Source organism: Rossellomorea sp. NPDC077527 (genome assembly GCF_044542955.1).
Taxonomy (GTDB): Bacteria; Bacillota; Bacilli; order Bacillales; family Bacillaceae_B; genus Rossellomorea; species Rossellomorea aquimaris_E.
Genome location: NZ_JBITVL010000004.1, coordinates 375,584 through 390,127 on the forward strand (window position 1 = coordinate 375,584; position 14,544 = coordinate 390,127).

22 protein-coding genes are annotated in these 14,544 nt (G+C 39.2%); 11 read left to right on the forward strand and 11 right to left on the reverse strand.

Annotated elements, in window-relative coordinates; translation table 11 throughout:
• Nucleotides 1–135: 135 nt before the first annotated feature.
• From ACIGG7_RS16315 to ACIGG7_RS16335, 5 genes are all read left to right on the forward strand, one after another.
• Nucleotides 136–312 carry a hypothetical protein gene (locus ACIGG7_RS16315; protein ID WP_397550280.1) on the forward strand — a complete coding sequence of 59 codons (177 nt, stop codon included), beginning with the start codon at nt 136–138 and terminating at the stop codon, nt 310–312.
• An 813-nt stretch (nt 313–1,125) separates the two neighbouring features.
• On the forward strand, nt 1,126–1,854 hold the full coding sequence (locus tag ACIGG7_RS16320; RefSeq protein WP_397550281.1) for a LamB/YcsF family protein: 729 nt from the start codon (nt 1,126–1,128) through the stop codon (nt 1,852–1,854).
• Between the two features lie 72 nt (nt 1,855–1,926).
• Nucleotides 1,927–2,220 carry a hypothetical protein gene (locus ACIGG7_RS16325; RefSeq protein ID WP_397550282.1) on the forward strand — a complete coding sequence of 98 codons (294 nt, stop codon included), beginning with the start codon at nt 1,927–1,929 and terminating at the stop codon, nt 2,218–2,220.
• Nucleotides 2,221–2,232: 12 nt separating this feature from the next.
• Complete coding sequence (locus ACIGG7_RS16330; protein ID WP_397550283.1) at nt 2,233–2,763, forward strand: 2'-5' RNA ligase family protein; 531 nt, start codon at nt 2,233–2,235, stop codon at nt 2,761–2,763.
• Nucleotides 2,764–2,807: 44 nt separating this feature from the next.
• The gene (locus tag ACIGG7_RS16335) at nt 2,808–3,215 is read left to right on the forward strand and encodes a secondary thiamine-phosphate synthase enzyme YjbQ (protein WP_397550284.1); all 408 of its coding nucleotides are present in this window, start codon (nt 2,808–2,810) and stop codon (nt 3,213–3,215) included.
• A 112-nt stretch (nt 3,216–3,327) separates the two neighbouring features.
• Here the strand turns inward: ACIGG7_RS16335 and ACIGG7_RS16340 are convergent, their stop codons facing one another.
• Nucleotides 3,328–3,717: a thiol-disulfide oxidoreductase DCC family protein gene (locus ACIGG7_RS16340; protein WP_224940582.1), complete on the reverse strand. Its 390-nt coding sequence runs from the start codon at nt 3,715–3,717 to the stop codon at nt 3,328–3,330.
• 98 nt (nt 3,718–3,815) lie between these two features.
• A complete protein-coding gene (locus tag ACIGG7_RS16345; protein WP_397550285.1) occupies nt 3,816–4,394 on the reverse strand; it encodes a histidine phosphatase family protein in 579 nt (192 codons plus the stop codon).
• A 185-nt stretch (nt 4,395–4,579) separates the two neighbouring features.
• Here ACIGG7_RS16345 and ACIGG7_RS16350 point away from each other — a divergent pair, with 185 nt between their 5' ends.
• Nucleotides 4,580–5,434: an STAS domain-containing protein gene (locus ACIGG7_RS16350; protein ID WP_397550286.1), complete on the forward strand. Its 855-nt coding sequence runs from the start codon at nt 4,580–4,582 to the stop codon at nt 5,432–5,434.
• A 54-nt stretch (nt 5,435–5,488) separates the two neighbouring features.
• On the opposite strand, the gene ACIGG7_RS16355 is transcribed toward ACIGG7_RS16350, so the two are convergent.
• Both ACIGG7_RS16355 and ACIGG7_RS16360 read right to left on the reverse strand, forming a co-directional pair.
• Complete coding sequence (locus ACIGG7_RS16355) at nt 5,489–5,980, reverse strand: hypothetical protein (protein ID WP_224940579.1); 492 nt, start codon at nt 5,978–5,980, stop codon at nt 5,489–5,491.
• Nucleotides 5,964–6,449, reverse strand: a complete 486-nt coding sequence (locus ACIGG7_RS16360; RefSeq protein ID WP_224940578.1) for a hypothetical protein — start codon at nt 6,447–6,449, stop codon at nt 5,964–5,966. Before ACIGG7_RS16360 ends, ACIGG7_RS16355 begins: the two co-directional genes overlap by 17 nt.
• A gap of 130 nt (nt 6,450–6,579) precedes the next feature.
• Here ACIGG7_RS16360 and ACIGG7_RS16365 point away from each other — a divergent pair, with 130 nt between their 5' ends.
• Together ACIGG7_RS16365 and ACIGG7_RS16370 are read left to right on the forward strand one after the other, a co-directional pair.
• On the forward strand, nt 6,580–6,777 hold the full coding sequence (locus ACIGG7_RS16365) for a hypothetical protein (RefSeq protein ID WP_397550287.1): 198 nt from the start codon (nt 6,580–6,582) through the stop codon (nt 6,775–6,777).
• A 464-nt stretch (nt 6,778–7,241) separates the two neighbouring features.
• Nucleotides 7,242–7,433 carry a hypothetical protein gene (locus ACIGG7_RS16370; protein WP_224940576.1) on the forward strand — a complete coding sequence of 64 codons (192 nt, stop codon included), beginning with the start codon at nt 7,242–7,244 and terminating at the stop codon, nt 7,431–7,433.
• Between the two features lie 56 nt (nt 7,434–7,489).
• Here ACIGG7_RS16370 and ACIGG7_RS16375 read toward each other — a convergent pair whose 3' ends face one another.
• The 4 genes from ACIGG7_RS16375 to ACIGG7_RS16390 are packed head-to-tail and all read right to left on the reverse strand — an operon-like array spanning nt 7,490 to nt 9,129.
• Nucleotides 7,490–7,960: an NUDIX hydrolase gene (locus ACIGG7_RS16375; protein ID WP_397550288.1), complete on the reverse strand. Its 471-nt coding sequence runs from the start codon at nt 7,958–7,960 to the stop codon at nt 7,490–7,492.
• Nucleotides 7,961–8,015: 55 nt separating this feature from the next.
• Entirely contained in the window at nt 8,016–8,360 is a 345-nt protein-coding gene (locus ACIGG7_RS16380; RefSeq protein WP_397550289.1) for a VOC family protein, read from the reverse strand.
• A gap of 23 nt (nt 8,361–8,383) precedes the next feature.
• Nucleotides 8,384–8,746, reverse strand: coding sequence for an aminoacyl-tRNA hydrolase (locus tag ACIGG7_RS16385; RefSeq protein WP_397550290.1), 363 nt, complete (start codon nt 8,744–8,746; stop codon nt 8,384–8,386).
• Nucleotides 8,747–8,799: 53 nt separating this feature from the next.
• Nucleotides 8,800–9,129 (reverse strand): hypothetical protein, encoded by a 330-nt coding sequence (locus ACIGG7_RS16390; protein ID WP_397550291.1) that lies wholly within the window; start codon nt 9,127–9,129, stop codon nt 8,800–8,802.
• A gap of 168 nt (nt 9,130–9,297) precedes the next feature.
• Between ACIGG7_RS16390 and ACIGG7_RS16395 the strand changes: the two genes are divergently transcribed.
• From ACIGG7_RS16395 to ACIGG7_RS16405, 3 genes are read left to right on the forward strand one after another with little or no spacing between them, the layout of a single operon-like run.
• On the forward strand, nt 9,298–9,891 hold the full coding sequence (locus ACIGG7_RS16395; RefSeq protein ID WP_224940571.1) for a TetR/AcrR family transcriptional regulator: 594 nt from the start codon (nt 9,298–9,300) through the stop codon (nt 9,889–9,891).
• Nucleotides 9,892–9,895: 4 nt separating this feature from the next.
• Nucleotides 9,896–10,240: a DMT family transporter gene (locus ACIGG7_RS16400; protein WP_397550292.1), complete on the forward strand. Its 345-nt coding sequence runs from the start codon at nt 9,896–9,898 to the stop codon at nt 10,238–10,240.
• Nucleotides 10,240–10,554, forward strand: coding sequence for a DMT family transporter (locus ACIGG7_RS16405; RefSeq protein WP_397550293.1), 315 nt, complete (start codon nt 10,240–10,242; stop codon nt 10,552–10,554). Before ACIGG7_RS16400 ends, ACIGG7_RS16405 begins: the two co-directional genes overlap by 1 nt.
• Nucleotides 10,555–10,599: 45 nt before the next feature.
• Here the strand turns inward: ACIGG7_RS16405 and ACIGG7_RS16410 are convergent, their stop codons facing one another.
• From ACIGG7_RS16410 to ACIGG7_RS16420, 3 genes are read right to left on the reverse strand one after another with little or no spacing between them, the layout of a single operon-like run.
• Nucleotides 10,600–11,703: a Ger(x)C family spore germination protein gene (locus tag ACIGG7_RS16410; RefSeq protein WP_397550294.1), complete on the reverse strand. Its 1,104-nt coding sequence runs from the start codon at nt 11,701–11,703 to the stop codon at nt 10,600–10,602.
• Nucleotides 11,700–12,809, reverse strand: coding sequence for a GerAB/ArcD/ProY family transporter (locus tag ACIGG7_RS16415; RefSeq protein ID WP_224940567.1), 1,110 nt, complete (start codon nt 12,807–12,809; stop codon nt 11,700–11,702). The genes ACIGG7_RS16410 and ACIGG7_RS16415 overlap by 4 nt, the downstream gene beginning before the upstream one ends.
• Nucleotides 12,793–14,325: a spore germination protein gene (locus ACIGG7_RS16420; RefSeq protein ID WP_397550295.1), complete on the reverse strand. Its 1,533-nt coding sequence runs from the start codon at nt 14,323–14,325 to the stop codon at nt 12,793–12,795. Before ACIGG7_RS16420 ends, ACIGG7_RS16415 begins: the two co-directional genes overlap by 17 nt.
• Nucleotides 14,326–14,544: the final 219 nt, after the last annotated feature.

The following is a 14,544-nucleotide window of genomic DNA, read 5'->3' on the forward strand; positions in this document are numbered from 1 at the left end:
AACGGGGCCATGGTTGGTTCCGTTTTTTTATAAGGTTTATCAGTGTACCCCCCCCAATCGTTCATGGTTTATGTTTTTTCATATTGTGGTAGATATAACCATAAATATGGAAGAGATGCAAAAGGGGGAATCTGTATGACGTTGCTCATTGTAATCGTATCTTTCTTTATCCTGCTCATCCTAGTGGAAGAAATGGTGTATTATTTTTTACGGTCAAAGATCATGGACGATCCATCCAAAAGGGATAAAAATGAAGGGAAAATGAAAGAATGGTATTATAAAGTGAAATTAAAGCTTCATCATCCCCAATAACGTGTCTACATGAAGGACAGAGAATTAATTTCTCTGTCCTTTTTCATTGAAAGATTACGATCTTTTAATCCACCGTTTCCCTTCCTGATACAGTTTTGGCAATCATTTGTCCTTTATTAATAAGGCTTTTTCCGCAAAAATTATTGACGTTCGGCCGATCCTCCTCAGCAAAGACCGCTTCCGGGGTCTCGCCACGCCCGTTTGAGTCTCCGCAGTTCCCTTCACCCTCTAAAGTAGCAAGTGTTAACAGAACAAAAAAATACTATAAATAGTTAAGAAAGAGAATTAGTACTATTAACTATAATTGATCTCTGCAACTACTAGAAAAAGAGATGGTGTAAGTATCCTGACCCGTACCCGATTATACTGAAACATTTTTGCTGGGAAAGTTGATTGGAGGGAAATCAACCACAACTCCTTACCTTCCTAAACAATAATGTTTACGAAAACAGTCATTAGTAAAGTCACTCTCAGCGAAATAATCGTGCAAAAAAAAGAAGACAAAAGCTTCAGCAAGGCTTTTGTCTTCAAAGGAAAGAAATTAGAATGGGTCTTACATAATAAAGATTTAAACAGATCAGAAAGCTACCCCACTTTCATTCTGTTTAGGGAGTGATAAATCCTTATTCATAAGCAAGATTCATTGTATCGCCCGAAAAAGTGAACTCTATTAAAACAAGATTAAAATTTGATGAGAATATATTCGATCTAGGAGGAAGTCTATCAACAATTAAACAGCTAAGCAGGTTTTATGTTATGATAAATAAGAATTCAGAATGTTACAATACATCTCATGGTTGAAAGGATGAAAAAATGAAAATCGATTTAAATTGTGATTTAGGAGAAAGTTTTGGTACATATACGGTCGGCAAAGATGAAGAAATGATGAATTATGTTACGTCAGTTAACATTGCATGCGGTTTTCATGCAGGTGATCCCCTTGTTATGAAACAAACCGTTACAAATGCACTGAAGCATCATGTAAACATTGGCGCTCACCCGGGGTTACCCGATCTTCAGGGATTTGGTAGAAGAATGATGCACATCTCACCTGAGGAGGCCTATGCTTTCATCCAATATCAGATTGGTGCACTCAACGGTTTTGTAAAGGCACAGGGTGGGAAGCTATCACATGTAAAGCCTCATGGAGCTTTATACAATATGGCTGCCAAGGATTTCACACTTGCTAAATCGATTGCTGAAGCCGTATACGACGTAGACCCTACCCTGACTCTATTCGGATTATCACAAAGCGAACTCACGAGAGCCGGCGAAGAAATCGGCTTACACGTCGCTCATGAAGTTTTTGCAGATCGATCCTATCAATCCGATGGTACATTAACTCCACGCTCTCTTCCAAATGCCGTACTACATAATGAGAAGGAAGTGGAAGAGCAAGTCCTTCGAATGGTGGAAAAACAGGAAGTGGTGTCAATCGATGGGAAGATTGTTTCCATCCTTGCAGACACGGTTTGTCTGCACGGGGATAATGAAGCGGCCTTATCTCTCGCTAAACGTTTATTTAATAAGTTAAGGGTATGAAACAGGGCGATCATCCGCTCTGTTTCATACCCTTGAAAGAAGGTAAATCAGTGAGGGAGATGGAGGTTCTATATGAACAAGACAGCACTTTTAACGGGATTAAGGTGGGGGTTCATCTTTCTCGTAGCATTCGTCATTTTCGTTTACTCATACAAACGGGTCATGTTGCATTCCGGTATTGAATCAGCGATACACAAAGTTTCCCCCCAGGCAACCATAGTTGGAATCATTCAGACTCATACTACAACCAGCAAGAACAAAATCTATAGGGCTCTTTATAAAACGACCGAGGGAAAATGCTTCAACGCATCATTCAAACGTAAAGATTACACAATCCTTGAAAATCAGGAATCCACTTGTCAATAAAGGAGCAAATAGATGAAAAGGGCCATTCATATCTTTCCTACATTTCATACACCTAACAAAATACAGGAAATCAGAAAGAGATACGATCCACTATCAAACAAAATCCCTCCCCATATCACACTCGTTTTCCCATTTGATTCATGCATACCCCAAAAGGAACTGATTCAGCATGTTGAATCAGTTGCGAACCTCTTTTCTCCGTTCAGCCTTACTATGAATGGCATGACTGGATCTGATGAAGAATATTTATTCTTGAATGTTAAACAGGGAAACGATCCACTTATACATTTACACGATGAATTATACAAAGGAATTCTGTCCTCTTTTCGGAATGTTCATATTACATACATCCCCCATATGACTCTAGGAAGGCTCGCGGATCGGGAAAAATGGACTGCCGTCGTTGAGGACTATCAGGATTGGGCAGAAAACTTTCAAACCGTTGTAAAGGAAATTGTCGTAGAAGAAATTGGAGCGGACGAAGTTGCCCATATCATCGGCAGGGTACGACTTAACGAAAACAGGTTTCAACTTCAGCTCTAAGAGGAATGTAAACGAATAGGTCTTACATGAAATGAGGGATATATATGAATAAAACACTCACGATCGATACTAAAAAGCGTGATGAAATGATCGACATTACGGATTATGTACAAGATATCATTTACCATTCAGGAATGAAAGAAGGTCTTGCAGTAGTGCAATCACTACACACAACAGCCGGTATCACAGTAAATGAAAATGCCGACCCTGATGTGAAAACCGACTTTCTCAGGCGGTTAGATGAAGTATATCCTTGGCATCATCCTTCCGATCTACATGGTGAAGGGAATACAGCGGCGCATTTGAAAACGAGTACCGTCGGCCATTCTCAAACGCTCATCGTTTCGGATGGTCACCTAATACTTGGAACGTGGCAGGGGATATACCTTTGTGAATTCGATGGTCCACGTTCAAGAAGGAAAGTGACCGTTAAAGTTATTCCTTCTGATTAAACCTTAGTTTCATGCCTCGAGTCTACTGGTAATGAAGGATGTTGAGAAGTCTACAGGCTTCTCAACATCCTATTTTATCGGGTACGATTTCATTTACCCATGACAAATAACCTTATTCTAAAAAGCGATTACGAATGTTTTCGGAAGGGAGCATACAAAATTCCTGTTTACCGAACCACTTGTATCTATTTCTTGCAACCACCCTATACAACTTATCTCTCAAAGGTTTGGGAATAATGAGAAAAACACTCAACACCCTCCATGGCCATACTAGTCTCGTACAAACCTTCAGGGCTGCTGTCGATTCGATAAATGCATGGTGTTCTTCCACCAATACGAAGCTGTCTGTCGTTTTAGGAATGTTATGCTTTTCTAATAATTCCTGCCCAAACCTGCTTTGTAGCGAGGCAAATCGAAACGTCCCCTCAGGATCGCGATCAATGATGAATCGGACGCTATTATTGCAAAAATTACATATGCCATCAAATAATATTACCTGCATGTCACCAACCCTTGTCCTAATTTAATATCGATCCCTTATACTATTATACCTTCATAAAGAATGATCAAGAAATACACTTTCCCGTGGTTCGGATTCTATTATACATGTTCTGATAAGTGTCCTGCCCTATTAAAGGATCGGACAATCCATTCGCCTTTTTCAAAATGGAGATCAGTGAGGCATCCATTCATGAGTTTTACATGGCCAAGATCAGTCGCATCTTTATGGAACTCCCGAATGATGGCACTTATGACGGCTCCATGAGCGACGACCAGAACCTTTTTATCCGGAAATTGTTGAAGAATATTTCTTAATCCATTGTGCACTCTCTCTACAAGTTCTTCATACGATTCCATGTTAGGGAACGTAAAGTCCGGAAATTGCTTTTCTCGATCTTCACGAAGCATTCCTTCCCCTTCACCGAAAAACCGCTCTTTGAAATGATCCATCTCTACAATATCCAGGTCTAATGCCCCATTGATGATCTCTGCGGTTTTCTTCGCTCTCTGTAGCGAAGTGGTGATTAGTGCATCCCATTGATCGGCCTTTAAAGCCTCCCTGCACATTGCCGCTTGTTGTTCCCCGGTTTCGTTTAATGGAATATCGGTTTGCCCCTGCAACTTTCCTTTCAGATTCCAATCCGTTTGTCCGTGTCGGACGAAGCATATATATGTCATCTCTTCTTCACCTGCCGTTTGATTTAAAGTGTACTTCCCCATTTACACTCAGGGGACTGTCCCAGTGTGAACGGTTCATCAGAAAGTATTATTTTACTAACTTTTATGATATACTATATTACCATTAATTAAGATAATTTCGAAATTTTTAAATTAACATGCAGTATAAGGAGTTGGCTGAAGAAATGAGAGACGAATTATTCTATTTGGGACAAAAAATAGTTTCCCATAAATCAGAAATTGCCCAAGGGGTCATTCACTATCAGGAACAGCGATATTCCGACCAGTTGAAGCTGTCTGGAATAAAAAAGGAACAACTCACAGAATGGCGTATGCAATTAATTGAAATGCTGGGACAATCCTTGTATGAAGACAAAGTGGAAACATTCAGGAAAGTTAAAGAGTGGACAGGGAGAATAGGAAAAGTGGCCCTTGAAAAAGGACTGCCTCTCAATGAATCTTTAAAAACGTTGTCCGCATTCCGTACTGCCATATGGGACATATTCACTGAACAATTGCATGATAACCAAATTTCCGCTGCCCTTATGCTCCAGGTAAATAAAGAAATCAATCCCATACTGGATGAAATTGCTTTTCTATTGAACGAAGTATTTCTTACCCAACAAAAAGATCAGCTTGCGTTAATACATAACGCAATGGATGAACTTTCGGCACCGATTGTACCGATCGCAGAGAAGATTGCCATCCTTCCTCTCATTGGGGAAATCGATACACATAGAGCGAGCTCAGTCATGGAAACAGCATTAAGGAAGAGTTCTGAATTACAATTGGATTTTTTATTCATTGATATTTCCGGTGTTGCTATCATGGACACAATGGTTTCCCATAATATCTATCAAATCATCAATGCCCTTAAAATGATGGGTGTACAATCTGTATTAACCGGAATTCGCCCAGAAGTGGCTCATACATTAGGGAATCTTGGTATTACGTTTGAAGACTTGAAAACAAGCGCGAGTCTAAAGAAAGCCCTTGAAGACGTAGGGTTCACCCAATATAAAATGGTCCTCCCTGTATAATTATAAAACCCAGATTCCGTCAGACACGGCTTCTGGGTTTTTTCACAAATAAGATTATAAGTAGTCTTTTTTCACTTTGTGATGGAGAAGGATTTGTATACTCTGAACAGCCATATAGATCGGTATGGACCAATACATTTTGTAGCCCTTATCGAAGTGAAAAATCCCGATTTTCACTGAAATCCATTCCATCAAAAGGGAGAAAGCGGTCCATATCAATATGTATGCAAGATTCATGATCCCATTAATCCTCAACTTTTTGTATATATAAATAAAAAAGTAGCTATAAGGACCGTACATAATATAGCTGACGAAATCAATTCCCTGGTAGGCAGAGCTGTCATTTACATCGTAAAAGTCCCAAGGCGGTATACTGATGGTGTGATCATAAAACATTCCGATTGATATTCCATAAACAAAGTAGCTGAAGCCCTCAAGGAAGGAAAAAATCTTTGGAGTCACCCATATCAACAACAGAAGTCCAATCACGCTGATGATGATGAACCACTCATTCCAATCAAATGATCTTTCATAAATTCTGTCCAATTCTTCCCTCCTCCTTCTTCATCAAGTGGTAGAGCCCTTTCCCCATCCATATACATATCAGCAGATATACACCATTAATAATGACAGTATTCAACAAACTCCACTCCGGGTAAGAAAGGGAGTGAAAATAAACATGGAGGACATCCAATACGCTGATAAAGAATAAAAGACAAAGAAAGCAGATCACTTTATCTCTTCTTTTCACATAATATAAATTACCATTTGCCATTATCACCCCTACTAGAGGTAAAATACACTCCCGGTTAATCAGCAGGCTGATAAATTGAATGACATCCTCGGATGCCTTCATCCACTCTAAATTGTACGTCAATATCGTTATATAATTAGTGGAAATAATGGATAACACCAAAAATTGAATGGCATTAGCAGTAAATGAAAGTTTCTTCTTCATAAATAGAACGATATAAATTAAGATGATTAAAACTGAAATAAAGAAAGGAAGTGACATAGTATTCTCCTCTTACTTTTTTCATTATTGTTCCCTTAATTTCTCCGATACATAACACTCAGAGAGCACCAAGATGTTTGAATTGGATGTAAAAGGGAAAATAAGGAACAGTAATCAAGGAGGTAGATCGATGAAACATGAACCTGTAAACCCTATGTATGCAAAAGATGAAATCAATGAGATTTTTGTAGATGGCTTGCAGCGAGACCTTTCACCTGAAGAGAAAAAACTTATATCCGGCTGGACCCAATCTTTCGATAAGAGTGAACGAGCAACCATCATCAATCTTTTGAAGGAATTATTAAACAAACACAAGAGACATGACTAAACTATTTGTTGTTAGCCACTGATCTCAAAGCAGTTGAAATATGAAAAGGCAAGCCCGACATGATGGGCTTGCCTTTTCTCAATCTATTTAGAGTCTCTCTTACATATCATTTGTTAATTCTAATAGTTTATCAATGTCAACGCGATAGATTGGGCGCTTTATATCCTCTTGTCCAAGTTCTACGGTATCTTCTAGTACTTCATCAATGTTCATACTTATAAATACCTCCCAGGTTGTTAATGTCAGAATGAGACACACGGATGATTTGTTCTCTTCACTACTATATAATACGAATGCATTATGTCATTCCTGGGGGTACTTTTCAATTATTTTTGATTTGAATTGTAGATAATAATCAGAAATTTGAATCAAATGCTACAGTATGTTATCGTTAAGCAACACTTGATTCTACTTAAATAGTAATAAATGGGTAGAATAGCTCTCTCCTTTAAGGAGGCATACCAATGAAACGATTTTCAATGCTTCACGTACCTAAGGATTTCAGGCATAGAGGGCGACCGGCTGTAACTGTTCATGTCTTACCTGTCCATAAAGAATACGTTGCGGTAGGTAAATCATTAAGTGGTAACGGTAAAGCTGCAAACAACAAAGAAAAACTAGCCGCGTATTATGCGTATCTAGATACAATACAATGAACGCTTATCTATAATAAACAGCTGATCAGAACGTCATCTGATCAGCTGTTTTAGTTTCAAATATCATCTTTCTTTATAAACCTTTCTTGATATTCATTTAACATATTTCGATGGCTACCCACCATGGCTTGTGGCAGGCTGTCAAATGGATAAAAGGTGAGGTGTATGGATTCTGATGGATCTGCTATCATCTCACCATGAAATTCGTTTGTAAAATAGGCGGTTGTGACAACGTAGAATTCATCGCCATTTTCTGCTTTAATGTATTGATCAGCACCAGAGTATACGTTTAACAAGTGTAATTCTCCCAATTGTAGACCCGTTTCTTCTACGACTTCCCTTCTCGCTGTCTCTTCAGTCGATTCTGCCAGTTCCATCAATCCTCCAGGAAGGCCCCAGGTACCCATGGGAAACCTTCGTTGCTGAAGAAGCACTTCATCCTTCTCATTTAATATAATGGCTACCGCACCGACCAATATCAGCGGACGCGTCCCGACCACTTTTCTTAATTCTTCTATGTATCCCATTTACAACTCACATCTCCCAAAAGGACTGAAATGGTCCATAATCTTTTACAATCTTTTATAACGGTATGTACTCGCACACTTCAAAACCATTCCCGTCCAAATCATAAAACTCAAAGTATGTGACATCTTCATCCTCTTTAATTTTCCCGACTTCAACCCCTTTCTCCAAAAGCTTTAATCGCGTTTCCTCCAGTGCATCAGAAAACAATATTGGTTTGATGGATGAGGGACGGACCTCCCCTGCTTGAATCGTAAGGGTGGACTCCCCTACCCCAATCTTAAAAACCAAATACTTTCCTGAATTGAAAACCTGTTCTAACTCCAATATCTCTTCATACCAACGATGAGCTTTCTCTAAATCCCTTACCAGAATATGGACCGTATCGATTTTTGAGAACAATGAGGTTTCCTCCTTACATAGAGTTAATCTTTTAATAGAGTCAAATGACCTACAATTTCCTTTGCTTCATATTTTTCCATAGGGGGAAGGGCAATAACGGTCAGGGACCCCTCTTTTATCTCCGTTAAGCCACTGTCGTGTATACTGAAATATCCTTTCTCCTCTATCTTCTTCAGTTCTGTCCATTTACCCTTTAAAACCACTTTTTTCATTCCTGTTTGTACCCATTCAATAAAGTCAGCCTGATTGTCTTGAAACGGTGAATCCTGCGACATCAACGAAAGTGTACTCAAGGTTGCAGCATGCGCCACTTGCGCAGCCGTTTTTCCTTTCGACATCTTCAAATCCTTGTTAACGATAAAATATTGCACAAGATCCTTCGCCATTTGTGTGATCCTCCCTTTTGGTTAATCTATGATATATCCTACCACAAACACGCTTACTTCCTCCTTAGTTTCACCTTGTTATTTTCAATCGAGACAATTTTCACCTTCTCACCAACGGTAAAGTCCAAATATTTATCACAGTCCACTGAAAATGTACGACCATTATCAAATTTCATGGCACATGATGGATTTCTCTTTGAAACGTCCAGTATTTCCCCGGATCTGATGCCTACCGGATTCCACCCCTTCCTCTCAGGAAAGTATTTTTCTTCGATTACCACCCACTCTTCTTCTGTGCTGACCACTACCTTTGTAATCACTAAACTCACCAATACGAAAACCAACAATCCCAGGATCGTTGTTTTCATCCAGAATGTTTTCACATGACCCCTCCTTTTCTTTCGTTTCCAACCAACAAGGGAGTATATGTAAAGGATGAGCTAAACATTCGAATACGCTATAAAGTGGAAACTAATTCTACTTGCAAATTGATAATAGTGGATTTATACTGAAACTAACGACCGTTAGTTAGTTATAGGAGATGATTCAACTTGAATGATAATAAACAACGAATAAAGAACGTTGCACTGGATTACTTCGGACAAAAAGGATATGAAGATACTTCCTTGGCGGAAATCGCCAAAGAGGTCGGAATTAAAAAACCTTCTATTTATAATCACTTCCGGAGTAAAGAGGATTTGTTTGTGGAAGTTTTGGAGGATCTTATTGCATCCGAAGTCACGGCCTACAGATTGACTGAAGGAAAAATGAATCACCAAGAACCCCTATTAAACATCAGAAAGCTCTTTGACTTATTCTGTCATCGTTTGATGACAACGAAAGAAGCATTATTGTGGAAGAGGGTTACATTCTTTCCTCCAGAACCATTTAAAGATTTGATACAGGAGCACTTTATACACTTCGAAAAGGTAACCACTTCCATATTAGTGTCTGTTTTTCGTGAAGGGGTTAAACAGAGCCTGTTTCAAGGGATTACAGAGGATGAATTTGTGGCATCGTTTTTATGCTTGGTTGACGGTGTCTTTTTAGAGCATCACTATTACACCAAGGAAATATTCGAGCAACGAATCCAATCGGCTTGGAAGGTATACGAGCGTGGAGTATCAAGTTACAAAGGAGAGTAGCATCATGGGTTGGCTATATGTGATCATTGGAGGGATCCTGGAGATAGGATGGGCGACCGGTTTATCCCTTTCAGAAGGATTTACTAAACCGGTGCCTAGTGTCATTACGGCATTCCTCATATTGGTGAGTTTTTACTTTTTCTCTCATTCCATGAGATTATTGCCCATAGGGACTGCCTATGCGGTCTTCACCGGAATCGGCGCAGCAGGCACTGCTGTAGTTGGGATGTTCTTCTTGAATGAAGGGATAAGTCTATTGAAAATTGCATTTATTTCGTTACTCATTTTCGGAGTCATCGGATTGAAAATGAGTGATAAGTGCGAAAAAGATACGGGAGGTGCTCTCTGATGGCGTGGATGTTCCTCATTTTTGCAGGGTTCTCTGAAGTGGTCATGGTGACGTTCATGAAACTCTCAGAAGGTTATAAGAAGCTCTTTCCATCCCTAATCAGCTTTGCAGCAGGAGCAATGAGTTTTTACTTATTATCACTGTCCCTCCTCGATATCCCAGTAAGCACCGGATATGGTATTTGGACTGGAATTGGTTCTGCCGGTGCTGTGGTGATGGGAATGGTGTTTTTCCATGAAAGAAAGGACGTCAAAAGACTCTTTTTTATCTGCTGTATTGTTGGCAGTATCATTGGGTTAAAGTTCATATCTTAAACAGAAAAAGATCTTGTCCCATTTGGGCAAGATCTTTTCAAAATGTTAATTGATGATCCCGTTCCCGACAATTTTCAAATCAATAGTAGGTTTTATGGTGATGGTCGGGTATTCCTTTTCCCAGTCTAACTGTTCCCAATCTTTCGGGTGGAAGGCAATTAACTCTCTTCCTATCCCCAATAAATCGGAATTTGCTTCCTGGATTTTCTGGATGACCTCTTCTGTTTCTTTCTCCAGATGCTCTTTTATTTGTTTTTCCAATTCCTTTATTTTTGCTTTATCCGTCAATTTATCCTGAGGAAACTCCACAATTGATGCACTTGTCTTCATTGTCAATTCAACCTGTATATTTCCAGGTGTCGTTGATATTATTTTTAATTTGGTCTTAGGGTCCACCAAATTATATGTAATATAGTTTTCAATATTCACCTTGTGACCACTGTCCACTTTCGTAACAACTCTTGCGACCTTCCCCTTTTGGTTCATTAATATTAGCATAAGGGTCGATTCAGGAACAGACAGTGTTCCTGACATTGCTCGCTTATGAAATAGTGCCGTTCCGTCCATAATGACTTCTTCATCTTTAATTTTAAAAAGAGGTACGAAGAAGTCTTTCCCCTCATCAAACATGGTTGTACACACAGATTGTAGATTCACTTTTGGGGCACCGGTAAATGACTCGGCCGAGGTAATGGATTCAATAAGAAATTCAGATATTAGGACATTTTTTTGTTCAATCAATCTGAGAATATCTCCTGCTTCTCCTTCTGCTACTGCTAATTTTGCAGAAATGGAACTGTTAGGGTCCCGGTAAAAAATATCAAGGAAATCGTATACATCTTTCTTTGCTAAGCTTTCACCAAGTAAAAATATACGATTCTTAGACGGTTCAAAAGTGCCAGATATCTTCCGATCCATATGCATTCGCAATTCTCGAATCGTTCGTGCATCTGCCTCTACTTCAGTATTGGTTGGTACTCCTTCTTTAAAGTCTCGTATGATGGATGTGGCATGTATATTTCCTTCCGGGGTTAAATCAAAGGCTGAGGAGAATACCAGCCTCCCGTTTTTTAACAGCCTTTGATCCCAACATCCTGACAAGGTCAAGGAACCTATGATGAATAGGATAAGAATTCTATTCTTTTTCATGACCGCTTCTCCCTTTCATGTTTTTTGAACAAAAAAGATATGCCCAGCAGCATAATAGGAATGAAAATGACAAATACATAACTCATATAAATAATTGACTTGTTGTACAATTCCATTTGTTCATTTTTCACCAATAAGGCAATGATCAGTCCAATAATGCCAAAAATGACCGGAAGAAAGGTACGTTTGATTTTCTTGACCTTCCTAATAAAGAATGAGGTTCCTTCCGTTGAAAAAAACAAATAACTCGTAAGCGAGGTGATAACGTTAACAATCCACAGGGATACAAAAACAAGGTCAATACGCTCGATGATCTTTAAATACAGAGACTTCACAAAATATAAGACTGGCTGTGGAACAATTTCGATTTCAGTGGGGCTGAAAGTCACTATACTGACGATCGTCATAAAGCAATAAATGACCGTCACGCTAATATTGGCAACTGTGACCGACTTCAAGATGGCTGTAGATCCAATCTGATTAAAGTGAGGATATAAAATGAGCAATAACTCAAAGCCAAGCATGGAAAAATATGCTTCATTGGCCCCCTTCAACCAATTTAAACCTCCTGAATGGGCAATGGGAAACAAATATCTGTAATCAACCGGATAGGTCACAAGAACCAGGATCGAGATGATAAGAAGGAATACGATAAGACTGGATACGACGACATAGATATTGCTAATCCCAATGACATCTTCTTTCGCCAAGTACATGGCTGTGGCGATTAAGAGAAACATAATGATCCATTTAGGGGTAAAAACCAACACCCACATTTTAATGATTTTCGTTGAATACATTAAAACCAGTGCGGTCACCAAGAGTCCATATAGGATGTACCCGCAATTAAGTATCGTCCCTGTCACTTTGCCAAGTAATATCTTTGAGTATTCAAAAATGGACTTAGAAGGAAAACGTCTGCCCAAAAACCATAGAAGGAAGATGACCCCCTGTACGAGGAGTCCAGCTAAAAGAACTGAGATCCAAGCATCTTGCTTTGATTTTAAATAGACATTGAACGGAAGGCCCAATATACCGACACCGATCTGTGTCTGGAGAATGAAAAATGTGAGCTGCAGTCCACCCAGTTTAGTCTGATTGTTCATTCTTTTTCCACCTTCTGGGATCCGTCGTTTTCCATTTATAAATCGCTTTTAAATCTTTCGGCCTCTCTTTCATTAACCATATAGGAACCCGTATAAATGTATCTCTCCAAGCCTTTACATCGAGGGGGGCCAACGGATATAAATAGTAGTGACCAAGAGACTTTAGCTTGGACATATGTATGAATGTAAACATCAAACCTATGACAATTCCAAAGAACCCGAATAATGCCGCTAAAACCATCAATGGAAATCCTAATATCCTCAACGAAGTACTAAGTTCATTGGATGGGATAACGAATGATGAAATCGCGGTGATGGCGACCACAATAACCATTGTATTTGAGACAAAATTCGCTTCTACAACTGCAGTCCCGATGACGAGACCTCCTACCACACCGATGGTTTGAGCTACAGGATTAGGCAACCGAATGGCGGCTTCACGTAATAATTCCAGTGTGAACTGCATAATGGCTGCTTCGATAAGTGGAGGAAAGGGCAAATACTCTAATGAGCTTTTGATAGAAAAGATAATTTCGACAGGTATGACTTCATAGTTATAAGAAATAACAGCAATATAGAATGCTGGCAGGCACAAAGTAGTAATGAAACTGACCAATCTGATCAGTCGTAGGAAAGAAGCAATAAATGGACGCGTATTGTAATCCTCTGCGGTTTGAAAAAAACTGAAGAATGAAACTGGAAAGATCAATGCTGTCGGACTCCCCTCCATGAAAAGAACCATTCTCCCTTCCATCAGATTGGCCACCACTCTATCCGGTCTCTCGGTATTTAAAAACTGGGGAAAAGGTGAAAACGAACTATCTTCAAGAAATTCTTCGAAATATCCAGGAGATTGGATGGAATCTGCCTCAATAGAAGAAATCCTATCTTCAATGGTTTTAATAATAGCGGGATCCGTCAATGTGGAAATACTCACCAGTGCATACTTGGTTTTAGTTGTTTCTCCTACATGAGAATATTTTACTGTCACTTTTCTATTGGTGATTCTCTCTCTAATGAATTGAACATTTTCGGCGACTTTTTCACCGAACCCTTGGTGTGACCCCCTAATGACCTTTTCATTCATCGGTTCAATACGTTGTGCAGACTGATCTTTCGGTGCTAGGATCATCTGCATGCATTCTTCGTTTTCTCCCATAAGCAAGCATGAACCATCCACCAAGGCATCTAGTGCCACTTGGAGATCAACGGTCTCATTAATCGTTGCTCCATTTACAATATTACTAATGTTTCCAAAGGGATGTTCCTGCATGGGTTTGATGACATTGGTCTGTATACTCTTTACATCAACAATCGAATTGATAAAAAAAAGTTTCATTCGTCTTTCATTAAAGATCATGTCTCTAATGGTGAGATCATCTGTCAGAAATAGACCTTCTTGAATAAACGTTACCCGCTCCTCTAAGTCAAGAGGGGAAGAAACGATGACTTCTTCTTCTTCTGGCACCGGATTAATTAATTTTCGTGTTGATCTCGTCTTAAATGACCTTCCCATGTGTAACACCTTCTGACAGAGTTTATTACCATGTAGGGTGTCCACATTAAGCTATGTTATTCAAGGACTTCCGACTGGCTATTACAACGGAAGTAACATCATCGTTCGATTCATTCCTGTCCAATGATTCTATATAGAGTAAGAGTGTTTAAGTAACCTACCAATTGATCACTATAAAAAATTTTCCATTTTCCAATAAGATATTAGTAGGGTTTACCT